Origin of the sequence: Neobacillus cucumis, from assembly GCF_002860255.1 — a bacterium.
GTDB lineage: Bacteria > Bacillota > Bacilli > Bacillales > Cytobacillaceae > Neobacillus > Neobacillus cucumis_A.
Genome location: NZ_PGVE01000069.1, coordinates 135,548 through 149,859, shown reverse-complemented (window position 1 = coordinate 149,859; position 14,312 = coordinate 135,548). Strand labels below are relative to the sequence as shown.

Annotated in this window: 19 protein-coding genes; 7 read left to right on the top strand and 12 right to left on the bottom strand. The window is 39.7% G+C overall.

The features are described 5' to 3' along the window. Positions 1 to 101: 101 nt before the first annotated feature. A complete protein-coding gene (locus tag CVD27_RS19265) occupies positions 102 to 467 on the bottom strand; it encodes a HesB/IscA family protein (RefSeq protein ID WP_101649525.1) in 366 nt (121 codons plus the stop codon). A gap of 128 nt (positions 468 to 595) precedes the next feature. After that, positions 596 to 835, bottom strand: coding sequence for a YuzB family protein (locus CVD27_RS19260; RefSeq protein ID WP_101649524.1), 240 nt, complete (start codon positions 833 to 835; stop codon positions 596 to 598). A gap of 217 nt (positions 836 to 1,052) precedes the next feature. On the opposite strand from CVD27_RS19260, the gene CVD27_RS19255 reads away from it, so the two are divergent. After that, the gene (locus CVD27_RS19255; protein WP_101649523.1) at positions 1,053 to 2,120 is read left to right on the top strand and encodes an NAD(P)/FAD-dependent oxidoreductase; all 1,068 of its coding nucleotides are present in this window, start codon (positions 1,053 to 1,055) and stop codon (positions 2,118 to 2,120) included. A gap of 191 nt (positions 2,121 to 2,311) precedes the next feature. Here CVD27_RS19255 and CVD27_RS19250 read toward each other — a convergent pair whose 3' ends face one another. Further along, positions 2,312 to 2,647: a YuzD family protein gene (locus CVD27_RS19250; RefSeq protein WP_374703087.1), complete on the bottom strand. Its 336-nt coding sequence runs from the start codon at positions 2,645 to 2,647 to the stop codon at positions 2,312 to 2,314. A 142-nt stretch (positions 2,648 to 2,789) separates the two neighbouring features. On the opposite strand from CVD27_RS19250, the gene CVD27_RS19245 reads away from it, so the two are divergent. Beyond that, positions 2,790 to 3,029 (top strand): NifU family protein, encoded by a 240-nt coding sequence (locus tag CVD27_RS19245; RefSeq protein ID WP_101649521.1) that lies wholly within the window; start codon positions 2,790 to 2,792, stop codon positions 3,027 to 3,029. A 51-nt stretch (positions 3,030 to 3,080) separates the two neighbouring features. Here the strand turns inward: CVD27_RS19245 and CVD27_RS19240 are convergent, their stop codons facing one another. Beyond that, the gene (locus CVD27_RS19240; RefSeq protein ID WP_101649520.1) at positions 3,081 to 4,070 is read right to left on the bottom strand and encodes a 2-hydroxyacid dehydrogenase; all 990 of its coding nucleotides are present in this window, start codon (positions 4,068 to 4,070) and stop codon (positions 3,081 to 3,083) included. Between the two features lie 81 nt (positions 4,071 to 4,151). Continuing rightward, positions 4,152 to 5,168 (bottom strand): spore coat putative kinase YutH, encoded by a 1,017-nt coding sequence (gene yutH / locus CVD27_RS19235; protein ID WP_101649519.1) that lies wholly within the window; start codon positions 5,166 to 5,168, stop codon positions 4,152 to 4,154. A gap of 241 nt (positions 5,169 to 5,409) precedes the next feature. Between yutH and CVD27_RS19230 the strand changes: the two genes are divergently transcribed. Then, positions 5,410 to 5,925 (top strand): phosphatidylglycerophosphatase A family protein, encoded by a 516-nt coding sequence (locus CVD27_RS19230; RefSeq protein WP_101649518.1) that lies wholly within the window; start codon positions 5,410 to 5,412, stop codon positions 5,923 to 5,925. 39 nt (positions 5,926 to 5,964) lie between these two features. Here the strand turns inward: CVD27_RS19230 and CVD27_RS19225 are convergent, their stop codons facing one another. Next, a complete protein-coding gene (locus tag CVD27_RS19225; RefSeq protein ID WP_101649517.1) occupies positions 5,965 to 6,729 on the bottom strand; it encodes a TIGR01457 family HAD-type hydrolase in 765 nt (254 codons plus the stop codon). Between the two features lie 52 nt (positions 6,730 to 6,781). Continuing rightward, a complete protein-coding gene (locus CVD27_RS19220; RefSeq protein WP_101649516.1) occupies positions 6,782 to 7,219 on the bottom strand; it encodes a DUF86 domain-containing protein in 438 nt (145 codons plus the stop codon). Between the two features lie 169 nt (positions 7,220 to 7,388). On the opposite strand from CVD27_RS19220, the gene CVD27_RS19215 reads away from it, so the two are divergent. Continuing rightward, positions 7,389 to 7,655, top strand: a complete 267-nt coding sequence (locus CVD27_RS19215; protein ID WP_101649515.1) for a DUF3055 domain-containing protein — start codon at positions 7,389 to 7,391, stop codon at positions 7,653 to 7,655. 57 nt (positions 7,656 to 7,712) lie between these two features. Beyond that, positions 7,713 to 7,997: a cytosolic protein gene (locus CVD27_RS19210; protein WP_101649514.1), complete on the top strand. Its 285-nt coding sequence runs from the start codon at positions 7,713 to 7,715 to the stop codon at positions 7,995 to 7,997. Between the two features lie 192 nt (positions 7,998 to 8,189). On the opposite strand, the gene CVD27_RS19205 is transcribed toward CVD27_RS19210, so the two are convergent. After that, positions 8,190 to 8,465 (bottom strand): YutD family protein, encoded by a 276-nt coding sequence (locus CVD27_RS19205; RefSeq protein WP_101649513.1) that lies wholly within the window; start codon positions 8,463 to 8,465, stop codon positions 8,190 to 8,192. A 119-nt stretch (positions 8,466 to 8,584) separates the two neighbouring features. Between CVD27_RS19205 and CVD27_RS19200 the strand changes: the two genes are divergently transcribed. Beyond that, the gene (locus CVD27_RS19200) at positions 8,585 to 9,310 is read left to right on the top strand and encodes a YhcN/YlaJ family sporulation lipoprotein (RefSeq protein ID WP_101649512.1); all 726 of its coding nucleotides are present in this window, start codon (positions 8,585 to 8,587) and stop codon (positions 9,308 to 9,310) included. A 47-nt stretch (positions 9,311 to 9,357) separates the two neighbouring features. On the opposite strand, the gene lipA is transcribed toward CVD27_RS19200, so the two are convergent. After that, positions 9,358 to 10,290: a lipoyl synthase gene (gene lipA, locus CVD27_RS19195; RefSeq protein WP_257984429.1), complete on the bottom strand. Its 933-nt coding sequence runs from the start codon at positions 10,288 to 10,290 to the stop codon at positions 9,358 to 9,360. Positions 10,291 to 10,444: 154 nt separating this feature from the next. On the opposite strand from lipA, the gene CVD27_RS19190 reads away from it, so the two are divergent. Continuing rightward, the gene (locus tag CVD27_RS19190) at positions 10,445 to 11,443 is read left to right on the top strand and encodes a M23 family metallopeptidase (RefSeq protein ID WP_180960356.1); all 999 of its coding nucleotides are present in this window, start codon (positions 10,445 to 10,447) and stop codon (positions 11,441 to 11,443) included. A 79-nt stretch (positions 11,444 to 11,522) separates the two neighbouring features. Here CVD27_RS19190 and yunB read toward each other — a convergent pair whose 3' ends face one another. From yunB to CVD27_RS19175, 3 genes are all read right to left on the bottom strand, one after another. Further along, positions 11,523 to 12,323: a sporulation protein YunB gene (yunB, locus tag CVD27_RS19185; protein WP_101649510.1), complete on the bottom strand. Its 801-nt coding sequence runs from the start codon at positions 12,321 to 12,323 to the stop codon at positions 11,523 to 11,525. Between the two features lie 262 nt (positions 12,324 to 12,585). Next, positions 12,586 to 12,888: a YunC family protein gene (locus CVD27_RS19180; RefSeq protein ID WP_101649509.1), complete on the bottom strand. Its 303-nt coding sequence runs from the start codon at positions 12,886 to 12,888 to the stop codon at positions 12,586 to 12,588. Positions 12,889 to 12,955: 67 nt separating this feature from the next. After that, the gene (locus CVD27_RS19175; protein ID WP_101649508.1) at positions 12,956 to 14,308 is read right to left on the bottom strand and encodes a bifunctional metallophosphatase/5'-nucleotidase; all 1,353 of its coding nucleotides are present in this window, start codon (positions 14,306 to 14,308) and stop codon (positions 12,956 to 12,958) included. Between the last annotated feature and the right edge of the window lie 4 nt (positions 14,309 to 14,312).

The window sequence follows — 14,312 nt, the reverse complement described above, 5'->3', positions numbered from 1 at the left end:
ACCTCGAGGGGCTAGGCGCTGGAACTGGACAATTCTCAAAGTCGAAAAATATTTCTTATCAAATAAAAAAGGCGTCTCGATGGACGCCTTTTGTTTTATGATTAGCACTCTTCCGGTGTTCCCGCAACTCCTGCCGTACGGAACGATGAACCACAGCCGCATGATGCGATTGCATTCGGATTATCGATAGTAAATCCGCCGCCCATCATGGATTCTTTATAATCAATTTTCGTACCTTGTAGGATTAGAGCACTTTCTTTATCGACTAAAACAGGGATTCCATACTGTTCAAGCTGAAGGTCATCAGCGTTTACTTCATGATCAAATCCCATGCCGTACGATAAGCCACTGCAACCGCCCCCTTTTACACTCACACGTAAAAAGGCACCTTCCTCTTCATTATGCTTCATCATTTCTTTAATGTGTAATGATGCGGCTTCTGTAAGAATGACTACTTCTTTACTCATCCTAACTCCTCCTTCTTTTGAGGCTTTTAATTTAGTATATACACTTATGTTTTAAGACTCAACCGATTAAAAGCACCATTTTAAGAATAATCTCATTTATATAAAAAGGAGCACAGTCTGCCCCCTCTTTAAAACATCGGATTTTCATCCAAATATTGATAAATTTTGTCAACCAGATCCTCTGGCGTATCTCCGGTCACAACCTCTCCATTTACTAAAGCATAGAGAGAAAGCGCACATTTTCCACAGTAGCCGAGACATCCATATTCAATAATGTCCAAATTTGGATCTCTTTGTAATATTTCCAGTGCCTTTTGAGCACCGTTTGCCAGGTTGCTAATACAAAATTCAATGATCGGCTTAATCAATGTTTTCACCTCTCCACAACTAATTATCCTACTCTATTTGTCTAAAACCGTCAAATACCACGTTCTCATATTCTTGTCAAGAAACGTTTGAAAGTGTTGTTATTTTGACACAAATTAGTTATACTCGATTGTGGTTATCTAGAAATTATTATTCTACTATTTTTTTAATGATCCATACTAATTGATAAAAACAGCCTGAAACAAAGGGGTAATAACCATGAAAAACCTTGTAATCCTTGGCGGTGGTTATGGTGGTATGAAAATTTTAAATGAACTGCTTCCAAACCATTTGCCAGAGGATGTGACGATCACACTTGTTGACCGTGTTCCCTATCACTGCTTAAAAACCGAATACTATGCCTTAGCGGCCGGAACAATCTCTGATAAAGAGGTACGTGTCACTTTTCCTGAACATCCGCGCTTACAAATTAAATACGGGGAAGTAACCGGAATCGATTCTAAGAATAATCAGGTTATCATGAAGAATGATGCACCTATTATCTATGATGATTTAGTCATCGGGCTTGGCTGCGAAGATAAGTACCACGATGTCCCGGGAGCTGATGAATTTACTTATAGTATTCAATCCATCGAAAAAGCACGGCTTACCTACTCGGTCTTAAACAACCTTGGTCCAGGATCTGTGGTGGGGATTGTCGGTGCGGGGTTAAGCGGGGTCGAATTAGCAAGTGAGTTAAGCGAAAGCCGCGAAGATCTCAACATTAAATTATTTGATAGAGGCAAACATATTTTATCCGCCTTTCCTGAAAGGTTAAGTAAATATGTTGAAAATTGGTTTGTGCGAAATAATGTCGAGATTATTAACCAATCCAACATTACGAAAGTAGAAGAAAATCGCTTGTATAACCATGACGAGCCAATTGATTGCGATGTCATTGTATGGACAGCAGGTATTCAAGCGAATCAGATTGTACGACAAATGGATGGTGAAAAAGACCGCTTAGGAAGATTAATCGTTACTCCTCACCATCACTTACCAAATGATGAACATGTGTTTATTGTTGGTGACTGTGCCAGTTCACCACATGCCCCTAGTGCACAATTAGCAGAAGGGCAGGCAGAACAGATTGTTGAAGTGTTAAAAAGACGATGGAATGGCGAGGCACTTCCTGAGGCGTTTCCGGCGATTAAATTAAAAGGTGTCCTAGGTTCTCTAGGTAAAAAACAAGGATTTGGGGTTATGGCAGACCGTGCCATCACAGGCCGTGTAGCCCGTATCTTAAAATCAGGAATTTTATGGTTGTATAAGTTTCATAATGGCTGACACAAAAGCGGAAGCGCCCGTTTAGCGCACGACAGGACTGGAGCCCATCGACTGAGATAAAGGAAACACGAAGAGCATAGCGATTCGATGTTGACTTATCGTAGGGAGATAGGCGAAGTACACTAGTCGCTGGGCGCTGGAGCTAGACGTAATAAAAAGCATTCCAGTTACAGGACTGGAATGCTTTTTTATTATTCTGATATATATCCGTATTTTTCAAGCTCTGCAAAAATCGTCTTTAAGCGGGGGTTGCCTTCGCCGACAATTTTCTTATTTATTACGACCACTGGATAAAACAAATCCTCTTCAATCACACGTTTAGCAAACGTTAATTGTTCGTGTTCCCCAGAGGGCTGAAAAATATCTACATACGTCATTTTAAACGGTTGATTGGGGTACTTCCTTGCAATGGCGGCTTCTAACCATTCAAAGGTCTCTCTTGAAGATGGTAAATTTACACAGCTCGGGCATATGGTTTCAGCCCCATACAGGACAATCTCTACTTCATTGGTATCCACTAAAATCATTCCTGTCATTTTTCTTTTATTTTATACTATAATGCAAGATAAAAACTAAAATAATATCTGTAAATGTGTAATTTCCTAATTTCTGAGAATGGATTTTTAACACTAATCACATTATAATATAATTACGAAAGGAGTCGATCAAATGGCAACTGAAACTGAAATGTTTGAACAAGTTCAAGAAGTACTAGATAAATTACGTCCATTTCTTCTTCGCGACGGCGGAGATTGTGAATTAGTAGATGTAGAGGATGGTATTGTAAAGCTGCGCCTATTAGGTGCTTGCGGAAGCTGCCCTAGTTCTACTATCACACTAAAAGCTGGTATTGAAAGAGCTCTTCTTGAAGAAGTTCCTGGCGTTGTAGAAGTCGAACAGGTTTTCTAAAATACGACTAAAAAAGCGATTGCCTCTCTCGGCAGTCGCTTTTCTTTATGATCACTTATTTATTAAGGGCCGCCAGTCTTTGTTTACTAACGTCTTAGGCTCTTTTCCCTCTAATACTGAGATAATATTTTCGACACATAGGTTTACCATCGAAGTTCTTGTCTCCGTACTCGAACTGCCGATATGCGGCAGTGCTACGACATTAGGGAGCTTTAATAAAGGATGGTCGGCAGCAATAGGTTCTCTTTGAAACACATCTAATCCTGCACCAGCAATTTCTCCTGCTTCAAGTGCTTCTTGTAATGCCTGTTCATCCACCACTGCACCTCTTGCTGCATTAATAAAAATAGCAGATGGCTTCATTTTTTGAAAGACTTCACGAGTAAACATGTTTTCAGTCTCAGGCGTAAGCGGTGTCAGGCAAACGATGAAATCGGACTTTTCTACAAGTTCATCAAAAGATGTATAATGAACACCCAATTGCTTTTCTGCCTCGGGCTTTCTCGTCCGATTATAATAAAGAATGTTCATATCAAAGCCCGTTGCACGTTTGGCTACCGTTTCACCAATCCTGCCCATCCCCACAATTCCAAGCGTTTTATGGTGAATATCATGCCCCGCTAATAGAAAAGGGCTCCAAGATTGCCATTTTCCTTCTTTGACAAACTCTGCCGCTTCCACCATCCTGCGGGCAGCAGCCATTAAAAGACCAAACGTAAGGTCCGCAGTCGTATCGGTAAGTACATCGGGGGTGTTGCAAATGGCAATTCCTTTTTCATTAGCCGTTTTTAAATCTATATTATTAAATCCAACGGCTAGGTTCGCTACAACCTTTAGATTTTTTCCAGCTGTTAGAACACTGTCATCAATCGAATCAGCCAAAACGGTAAAAAGAGCATCTGCCTTTGCTGCTTCTTCCATTAAGACATCTTTTGGTACCGGAATATCATCATGTTTCCACATATTCACGGTATATTTTTCTCGTAATGGTTTCACAAGTGCATCTGGAAGCTTTCGCGTAACATAAACGTAGGGCTTCATATCTTGTCACATCCTATGCTGTTTTAATACTAGTGTATCATAAACTTTAGGGTAAGCTCCCTTTTAATTACTCTATTTGAATTAATTGTTATACAGCCAATCTAATGGCGGCAAATGCAACTGTTTAAGCGGCGCACCTGATATCTGATAGAATTCTGCTAGAAAACGTTCATAATCACTAGATTGCCGTAATATCTTTCCTAATCTTTCTTCTAATAACTTCTTCTCTGTTTCAGAGCGGGTGATATAATAACTTTCAACACAATCAAAATAGTGAAGTGGAAAAACTAAACGGGCATATAACAATCGCCAAGTAAAAGAGGATAATGGAGTCACGCTCTGGTACTCCTCATAAAAATTTCTTAATTCCACATGATAGGTTTGGATGTTCCGAAAATATCTCTCCCGAGTCCATTCAGCCAAGTCTCGGCTTCGATGGTCAAATACCCAGTCAAAGGGATTTTTTATCATATACTGGTTATAGGGCCCCCACGTTTTACTGGTAAACCGCTCATGACAAACCGTTCCACTATCGGCATCAAGCGGTTCATCATCAATTTCCGTGTCAACTAAATATTGAATTGCATTTTCTGTCAGACCAAGGTAATAAGGGAAAGAGTCAATAAACAGCCGCTCAAATTCATCTTCAGGCGTTTGAAACAAAAGCCCATTCCAAACTTTTTCCATTTGCTCTAGACGCTTTTCCCATAATGATTTCCATTGACCAATTCGGCTGGAACGTTCAATTTGGAATGGAACTCTTCTGCCTCTTTCATGAAATTTAGCAAGCTTCCGGCCTAGTTTGATTTTCCGTTGTTCTTCCGATTGCCGATTGGCTAAAACACAATATTGATTTTGTTCCCATGTTGTAATTAGGTTCCCTTCCTTAGACGGCAGAAAAATAGGCACATTTTGGTCACCATAATTTCGTAAATGTTCCGCAATTTTTTCAAGTTCTGTGATGTCTTCTTCTCCCTTTCCTCCTGGTTTAGAGACCAAATAGAGCCAGCCATTTCCCCTTAAAGCGTCATAAACGTCAAGCTTCAGATATTCATCTACGGTAATTCCATATTGATTCTCGAGCATTTTTTGAAGCATCCATACACCCCGTCTCCTTTACCTTCTTACCATATGTATATGTACAGCAATCAAAAACTTGTTGTTTTAATAATTACTGAATACACGAAGCAACGTTGGGAATGATAACATTTTAGTTTGGTCATTCGGTCTGTCATTGCATATTTTCATAAAAAAAAGTATATATATAGTGGAAATAGAAAGTGCTGGAGCTAAGTTTTTTAGTATCCAATTTATTTCACAAGGAAAAGGTGATCAGTAAATGGCAAACAACAAAAAAGGGGATCTAACTGAAGAAACGGCACGAAAATGGTTGAAAGAAAGAGGCGTAGAGGTAAAAGATATAGCTGACCTAGTTTTCTTTTTGCAAGAAAAATATCATAAAAATTTAAAAATGGAAGATTGTATTTCAAACGTTGAACGTGTCCTTTCAAAACGGGAGGTTCAAAATGCGATTCTTACTGGAATACAGCTCGATGTTCTGGCTGAAAAGGGATTACTAGAAGAGCCTCTTCAATCGATCATCGGGACAGATGAGAGTCTTTATGGTGTGGATGAAATACTTGCCTTTTCAATTGTGAACGTATACGGCTCAATCGGCTTTACCAATTATGGATACATTGATAAGCTTAAGCCTGGTATACTTGCTCATTTAAATGATAAATCTACGGGTGAATGTCATACCTTCTTAGATGATATAGTTGGTGCCATTGCGGCGGCTGCCTCAAGCAGACTCGCTCATCGTGCAGCACATGCGGAGGAAGAAAAAGAGAACTAATGGTGTCCAAAAAGGGATGGATTTAATTCCATCCCTTTTTTATAGTTCCCATTGGTCTAATGTGTCAATGGCATATGTAGGCTTTCTGTTATATCCGGTCAGCATTTCTTTTGTGGTCACACCTGTATGAACAAGTAATGTATCCATGCCTGCATTCATTCCCGCTAAGATATCGGTATCATAGTAATCCCCAACCATTAGCGTCTCTTCTTTAGCGGTGCCTAATACCTTTAAGGCCTGTTCCATAATAATGGCTTCAGGCTTTCCAATAAATATCGGGTTGGTTTGGGTCGAAACCGATATGACCGAAGTAAACGATCCATTTCCTGGGAGCAGCCCTCTTTCCGTAGGAATCGCGATATCCCCATTGGTTGATATAAATTGAGCACCATTGCGGACGGCAAGGCAGGCTACCGCTAACTTTTCATAACTGATTTCGCGGTCAATTCCGATGACAACAAAATCGGCATCCTCCGCTGCTTTTCTAAATCCTTTTTCCTGAACGGCCGCCTTGAGACCTTCCTCCCCAATCACATAAACAGAAGCATCCTTTTTTTGTTCGTAAATATAATTGGCGGTAGCTTGGCTTGTTGTAAAAACAAGCTCCTCACCCGCTGGGATATCAAAGCTATTTAATTTATCGGCAACCTGTGCAGGTGTCCTTGAGGAATTATTCGTGACAAATAAATAAGGAATACTATTATCTCTCAGTTTTTTTACAAAATCCGAGGCGGCTTCGATTCGTTCTGTCCCTTTATACATCGTTCCATCTAAATCAATCAAATACCCTTTATACTTTTTCATCTAAAAGTTTCGCTCCCTATTCAAAAGAAATAGACCGATGACCGGTCCAACATTAGTTTTTAAAAGCTGAAACTGGCCCCAATTCATTGGCCAAATAACTTCGGACGTTTGTTGAAAAAATCTCTAATTCGTGCAGGTTTTTTAAGAATTCCTCTTTAAGTACGTTATGAGAAATATCAAGATAGTCCTGTACAAGAGTTTTACGATAAAGAATTAGTATCTTTAAATGATCACCAGTCTTAGCTTCGATTACTTTTTCATCGATTAATATATCAATTATATCCTCATAGCTGCCGGGATCACGCATAATAAAACCATCAATCATACTATTGCCAACGTCTAGTACAGACTCAATCATCATTTGAGAAACCCTCTCCAAGGCCGCTTTTTCGATAGGGGTTGTCCACTCCTGCTGCACTCGGAAAAGATGAATTTGTTTTTCTAAATATTGGAGCGTACGTTCAATTTTTTCTCTATCAACAAAATACATCTAGCCCACTTCCTTCCTCTGTCTATTGTATGTAATCATCCCATAACTTATTGTATCACAATTTGATCCTTTCGCTTTTTTAAGAGGTAGAAATCTTCTCCCATCATGGGACTAAATTTGATACTATAAAGGAGATGGAAAACAGTACAAGCCAAAAGGAGATTAACAAATGACAGAACGTTTTTATTTATACGATGATACAGAGAATACAAAAACAAGATTTGTCAGTTTTGTTGGTGAAAACCAACGATTTGATTTAGCCATTGTTCAAACAAACCGCCATTATGGAAAACATTTAGTTCTTGATATGCAAGGAAACCGTTTTGCCATTATTGGTCCTGATGACTTAGAGGAAGAAGGTTATTTAGAGTTTGCCTTTCAATTAAATGAAGAGGATGCCGAAGAACTTCGAAACTTTTTAGCTGAAATAGTCTAATCATGGCACATGTTTTTCACCCCTGCTTCTCATAATATAGGCTAAAGGAGTGAAAGCATGACAGATAAAAACTCTGAAAAGTATACGGAATTATCAAATGTAGAAAAACAGCATAATTATCTTACGGCACAAGAATTTCCTGAAGGTCCCTATGGTTCACCGATTCGAAAAAATCAACCCGTCCAGAACAAGAGTACCCCATGGCAGGAAGGCCAACGTTATTACAGTAGTTTTAATTATGAAAATAAATCACTGCACCAGGATATCCCAAGGCAGATGGAAGGGGCTCATCCGACCCATGATGATCCTGATACAGATGAGCAGCCGCCTTATGACAATTAAGAAAAGCGCAAGCGCCTTGATCAGCCCCGACAAGCATAAGACGAGCCGGCCGAAAGGTTTCTTTTTAACCTTTTGGACGGATTGGCTGTAGACCATCGAGGGGCTAGGCGCTGAAGCTGGACAATTCTCAAAGTCATAAATTTTTATTATTTCTTAACTCATAAAAAAGAAGGATCAGCCATCTGATCCTTCTTATTTTTTTACTTTTTTTAAGACAAAAAACGCACATCCAAAGTTACAGTATTCGTAAAGATATTCACTAAGGGTACTAATTTTTGTATCAAATGTAGCCTTTTGATTTTGGTCCTCGAAAAATCCCTTAAGACGAAGCTGCCCATAACCCCAATCGCCCACAATATAATCATATCTTGCCAAAATATCACTGTACCTTCCTTTAAAGGCTTCCTCATTAAACCCCTCTCGATACTCTTGAATGATTTCATACGTGGTATTGTTAATTACAATCATCTATATCACCTCTATTTTAGCCGACAAATTCCTATTACCCATTATACCCGATTCACCATCAATTGCTAAGAAAATAAATGCCTGCTTTGGTCATCCTATGTATAGGAGGTGCAATAAATTTGAAAAAGGTATTCATCATCGCTGGATTATGTACAATCACAGCATTAAGCGGATGTGCTAAGGATACAGGTAATAATGATGTATATGAAGAGAGCGGCAATACCATTAATGTGAATAATAAGCGGCATGATCTTTACAATGAAGGAGCGGGCCGCAGCATTCGCAACGCCAGCACAAATTATGGTTTTGTCCGTCACCAAAAAAGCCCATTAATGAATGATAATACGTCAAATGATCATTACACAGCCCTTGACCGCGAGCAGCTCGCTAATATTATCAGTAAGTATAGTGCGAATATTCATAATGTACATGACGTGGCCACACTTGTAACAGACCAAGAAGTATTGATCGCTTATAAAACGGATTCTAAGAACCGCGACCTTACAGCTGACCAAGTGAAAAAGACAGCCTTTTCTGTGGTTCCGCGTTATTATCATGTTTATGTGACAGATAATGCCTCTTTGATGCGTGATGTCGAGAACCTTGCAAACATGGATTCAACCAGCCGGAATGCCCGTCATTCGGTCAATAGTGTCATCACACAAATGTTAAAATCTCCTCAAGGAGCGCGCCTGAATGCAAGTGAAGATGAAAATGGCCGCACACCCGATGACTTTGATATAAAAAATACACCTAACTGGAATAATAAAAGCTACAATAATGCATCAAAAACGTTAGATAAAAATACAAATGGCGGCGGTAAAAATACAAATATGAATCGTTAATAAAAAAGAGTTCAAGCCAAAAAATATATGGCTGAACTCTTTTTACATTATGCTTCTTGCGCTTCTTTTTCTCCGAGCATTTGCTTATGTTTTGCTGCTGCGTTTACTTGTTCATCGGCATGATAAGAGGAACGAACAAGCGGACCTGCTTCACAATGGCTAAATCCTTTACTAAACGCAATTTCCTGCAATTCTTTAAATTCATCTGGCGAATAGTATTTTTCAACTTTTAAATGACTTTTGGTTGGCTGTAGATATTGTCCAATCGTCATGATATCGACGTTATTGGCCCTTAAATCATCCATAACCTCCAAAATTTCTTCTTTTGTTTCGCCAAGCCCAATCATTAAGCTTGATTTAGTAGGAATATTAGGCTGCATTTCTTTTGCTCGGCGAAGAAACTCAAGGGAACGGTCATATTTAGCGCGTGCCCGAACTCTTGGAGTTAAACGTCTAACTGTCTCAATATTATGATTAAGGATATCCGGCTTGGCATCCATTAGTATCTTAAGGTTCTCTTCCTTTCCACCCATATCCGAAGGAAGCACTTCAATACTTGTAAATGGATTTTTCCGGCGAATGGCACGGACTGTTTCCGCAAACACGGCTGCTCCGCCATCCTTTAAATCATCCCGTGCAACAGCCGTTACAACGACATGCTTTAGATTCATCAATTGAACAGAATCCGCTACTCTTTCTGGCTCTTGCAAGTCTAGTTCAGTTGGAAGACCTGTTTTAACCGCACAGAATCGGCAGGCACGAGTACAAGTATCACCTAGAATCATGAAAGTAGCTGTACGTCTTACTGCCCAGCATTCGTGAATATTAGGGCATCTAGCCTCTTCACAAACCGTATGTAGATTCTTTTCCCGCATCATTTTTTTTAAGCCTGTATAAGACTCATTGGTATTTAATTTTATTTTTAGCCATTCCGGCTTACGTAAAATTTCTTCTTTCTTGCTCATTTTTACACTCCTCAAAATACTAATATGGTTCAAATTGAGCTCTTCTCACTTTATCATACTAGAGAATGAACAACAAGCAATACAAATTTGATTACCAATTATTAACCATAATGAAATAGCTGAAAGTTCACACACTAAAATTGTACATTACTTGGAAGGAGGATTCCTGTTGCGGGCTGTTCTAATTATTGGAACCATCCTTATACTTTTTATTTCTACTTTGTCTGTCAGGGATGCTCATGCACAAGAAGCCGATCCCTATCAGGAAAGAATGAAGCTTTATAAAAAAGTGGAAACCATTACTCAAATCCCTTGGTATTATCTAGCAGCCATTGACCAATACGAGAGAAGTGTCCGCCTAGCTCGCAGAGATTTGCCAAAAGCTGAAGGTGTAATCGGTATTTATTATCGTCCTGAGGTGTGGGCGGGTTTAACAAACCCTAATCCCTCTGAAGAGAATCCGGCAGTCATTCAGTTTTTTAATGGAATGGGCGTGGATGGAGACGGAGATGGCAAAGCGAGTTTAAAGAGCGATGAGGATGTTTTATATGCTTTTGCACATTATCTCCTTTCATACGGTGTTGATCCTGATAATATTAAAATTGGGTTATGGAACTACTATCATCGCGATCGAACGGTTGGCATTATTGCTGGGAAGGCCAAAATTTACCGCCATTTTGGACGCCTGGATCTAGATAAACGTGTTTTTCCTGTTCCTTTATATAGCAATCACAGTTACCGAAGTACCTGGGGTGACGCACGCGGCTGGGGCGGCAGGAGAATTCATGAAGGAACCGACATTTTTGCCGGTTATGGTGTTCCCGTTCGAGCTACAGCCTATGGGATTGTTGAAATGAAAGGCTGGAATAAATTTGGCGGCTGGAGAATTGGCATCCGTGATATTAATAACACCTATCACTATTTCGCCCATCTTAGCGGCTTTGCAAAGAACCTTAAAGTCGGGCAAGTGGTTGAACCTGGTATGGTCATTGGCGGTGTAGGCAGCACGGGATATGGCCCTCCGGGAACATCCGGAAAGTTTCCGCCGCATTTACATTATGGAATGTATAAAGACAACGGGATTACAGAATGGTCATTTGATCCATATCCTCATTTAGCACAGTGGAAACGAATGGAACGGATCGAGCTCCGTAAAGCAAAGAAGTGATGAACTGGGTATCCGATAACCATTAAGAAGGACTATCCTAAATTGGATAGTCCTTACTTAGTGGTCTGAAAATTTTTGTTCAGTCTTTTTTCTTGGAGGTCTTTTTTGAATCCTTCTTAGTATCTGACTTTTTTTCCGGTATCTGAATCGAAGGGGTTATACCACCGCCGCTATTATAAAATTGTGGTACTTCACCTTCTACAAGTGTTCCGCCTACAGGAATGCTTTGTTCTAGTTTCGTCACTTCCGTCGCAAATGGAGTAATAATCTGAACAGAAACTTGTATATCCACGGTAACCTCTACCCACGTGTTATTGATTCCCATTTCTTTTGTTGCAATATGCACATCTGGTTCCACTTCACCGATGGCATGGAATTTAACAGGAATTTTCGGACCAATGTTCCCTAATAAAGAAATGTTTGTTGCCTGCCCTAAAGGAACATACCAAACAATCCCATCTTCCTTTTCCGTATTTTCTGTTTCAATTTCTACATCATTTTCCAATAAAGCTATATCACCCTTTTTGGCTGTTTTTAAGTTCTTTTGAATCTGTGCTGTTGTTTCAGCCAAAACTCGATTAATTAAATCTGTATTTAATTGGGCGTTTTGTCCTTTTCCGTTACTGCCTGGTACGATTTTTATAACATCATTGTTATCACCCACGTTGGTAGTCCGTTTGGTTATTGCCCGGTTGATGACAAGCGAAGCGATATTTCGAGTTTCTGATGTGGCAATTCTCATTAAAGTTGGCTCAATTCCTTTATTTACGATCCATAATCCTGTAGCAGTAGAGAACAAGAAAAGGATAAAAGATAAAAGCAGGACATAGCGGAAAGGCAGAGGCCCCCGTTTGCGAAGCCGCCTAGAAAACTTAGCCAAGAACATCACCCCTTCTTGTTATATGTATGCAAAGAAAAAGTGAACTAGCCCAAAAAAAGGACAGTTATTGGTGATTTGGAAACGATGTTGATTGGAGCGGAAGGCACGAGACTCCTGCGGGAGTACGGTGCTGGGGAGACCCCGCAGGCGCCAAGCGCCGAGGAGGCTCCCCGTAACGCCCGCGAACCGCTCGTGCCTGAAGCGGAAATCAACATCCAAGTTTAACCCGCCAAAAGAAAAAAGCCTGCCAAATGGCACGCTTTTAAATCATTTTAAGCAAAGCATCCTTACCAATCATTCCCTTATAAATACCAAGTTCCTCCGCTTCCCATGTGACAGACTCTAAAGGTGCATTTAGAAGCTGATCAATGGTCCGAACACCGACAGCACGACCAGCAATGATTTTTCGATCTTTAAGTTTATCATTTAATAGGCCTACATCTAAAGCACCGCACATGATATAGCCCTTATCATTTGAAACGGCAAGCAAGGTGGTTTTAGGGAGTAACACAGTAACAGCCAAGAAAGTATGACCATTAATTTCAATTGGTGAAAGCTCAACCAAAGGTTCCTCACTCCTTTCCTTACTATCACTGTATGATTTGAAGGATTAAAGGGTGACAGGCTATGGGCTATTGCTGATTTTCTAACTCCCATTTTAATAAATCGCGTAAAAATTCCGGGAGCAGATATTCTTTATGTTTGTGCGGCAAAACCTCTTTGAAAAAATGACCAAATGTAAACATATCCGGAAGCGCAAAAGTATAGGTTTTTTCGTAATCCAAAACGGTTTGATTGATTAAGATTCGATCATTCTCAAATTGAATTCCTTCATAGACAAAGACCCCTAGAACAGTACCTCTAAATCCAAGACCCTTTATTTCTCTATACGGCAATTCTTCCCCTTTTGTTTCTAATATGATTTTTTCCAGTTCCTCCCCAGTCACTTTCACTATGCAGGGATTAATAGGGTGGGGACAGATATGAAGCAAATCATAAATGGTGACAACCCCTGATAGTGATCCTAAAAGAAGACCTGCATTAATCATGGCACAATCCGTTTGACACCAATCTCTTAAAGCTTTACACAGTAACCTTGAAAAATTTGTCTCATGAAAAGGGTCGCTTAGCAGTGGCTCCTGCAGAATGGTTACTTGTTGGTTTAAGAGTTCTTTTCCTTTTTCTAAAAAGTCATTGATTTGCTCTTCTTCCTTTTGAGGTGCTGGAATTTCCATAAAGTCATAAAGAATCGCTTCTTTCTTGGTTACAACCTTTTCTTTATTAACATGGATGGTCATATGTCCCACAAAATGACCAAACTTACCTGCGGCCCCAATGAGTGTTTGATCCACTACCTTCCCTTTTTCAAGAACATGATGGGTATGAGCGCCCAAAATTACATCGATTTCAGGAAAATGTGCCGCAATTTTTTCATCGTCTGTAATTCCTAGATGAGAAAGTAAAATGATAACATCAGCCTCTTTACGTAGAGGCTCCAACCATTTCTCAAGTTCTGAAATAGGCTCTGTGATTTCCCATCCCAACAGATTGTAAAGATGATTAAAATAAGCCGTAAGACCAAGGACCCCGATTCGGGTTCCTTGATTAGTATAATAAATTTTATACGGTTTGACCCAATCAGGAAAATCACCATTTGCTTTATACAGGTTTGCGTTAAGTACATCAAATTTAGCCTCATCATAAAGATGGTCTAAATCATGATGAGGAAGATTGACTCCCTCGTTATTTCCAATCGTAACAGCTGTATAGCCGCATTGATTTAATAGCTCAATATTCCCTCGTCCTTTGGTTGCCTCAGTATAGGGATGCCAACGGTCAATGAAGTCACCAATATCAAATAAAAAATTTTCATCTCCCTTTGACTGATAATACTCCCTTTGTTCCTTCAGAAATCCCTGAATTCGAGGCCAGTGTTCTAAATGGCTATGAAAATCATTTGTATGAAATATATGTATTTTTTCCATTTTT

Coding starts and splice junctions, on each gene's coding strand:
- CVD27_RS19265 (WP_101649525.1), bottom strand. CDS start 467: ATGAGTAAAGAAGTAGTCATTCTTACAGAAGCCGCATCATTACACATT.
- CVD27_RS19215 (WP_101649515.1), top strand. CDS start 7,389: ATGACAGAACGTTTTTATTTATACGATGATACAGAGAATACAAAAACA.
- CVD27_RS19255 (WP_101649523.1), top strand. CDS start 1,053: ATGAAAAACCTTGTAATCCTTGGCGGTGGTTATGGTGGTATGAAAATT.
- CVD27_RS19245 (WP_101649521.1), top strand. CDS start 2,790: ATGGCAACTGAAACTGAAATGTTTGAACAAGTTCAAGAAGTACTAGAT.
- CVD27_RS19225 (WP_101649517.1), bottom strand. CDS start 6,729: ATGAAAAAGTATAAAGGGTATTTGATTGATTTAGATGGAACGATGTAT.
- CVD27_RS19240 (WP_101649520.1), bottom strand. CDS start 4,070: ATGAAGCCCTACGTTTATGTTACGCGAAAGCTTCCAGATGCACTTGTG.
- CVD27_RS19175 (WP_101649508.1), bottom strand. CDS start 14,308: ATGGAAAAAATACATATATTTCATACAAATGATTTTCATAGCCATTTA.
- CVD27_RS19250 (WP_374703087.1), bottom strand. CDS start 2,647: ATGATTTTAGTGGATACCAATGAAGTAGAGATTGTCCTGTATGGGGCT.
- CVD27_RS19205 (WP_101649513.1), bottom strand. CDS start 8,465: ATGATTGTAATTAACAATACCACGTATGAAATCATTCAAGAGTATCGA.
- CVD27_RS19220 (WP_101649516.1), bottom strand. CDS start 7,219: ATGTATTTTGTTGATAGAGAAAAAATTGAACGTACGCTCCAATATTTA.
- CVD27_RS19210 (WP_101649514.1), top strand. CDS start 7,713: ATGACAGATAAAAACTCTGAAAAGTATACGGAATTATCAAATGTAGAA.
- yutH (WP_101649519.1), bottom strand. CDS start 5,168: ATGCTTCAAAAAATGCTCGAGAATCAATATGGAATTACCGTAGATGAA.
- CVD27_RS19230 (WP_101649518.1), top strand. CDS start 5,410: ATGGCAAACAACAAAAAAGGGGATCTAACTGAAGAAACGGCACGAAAA.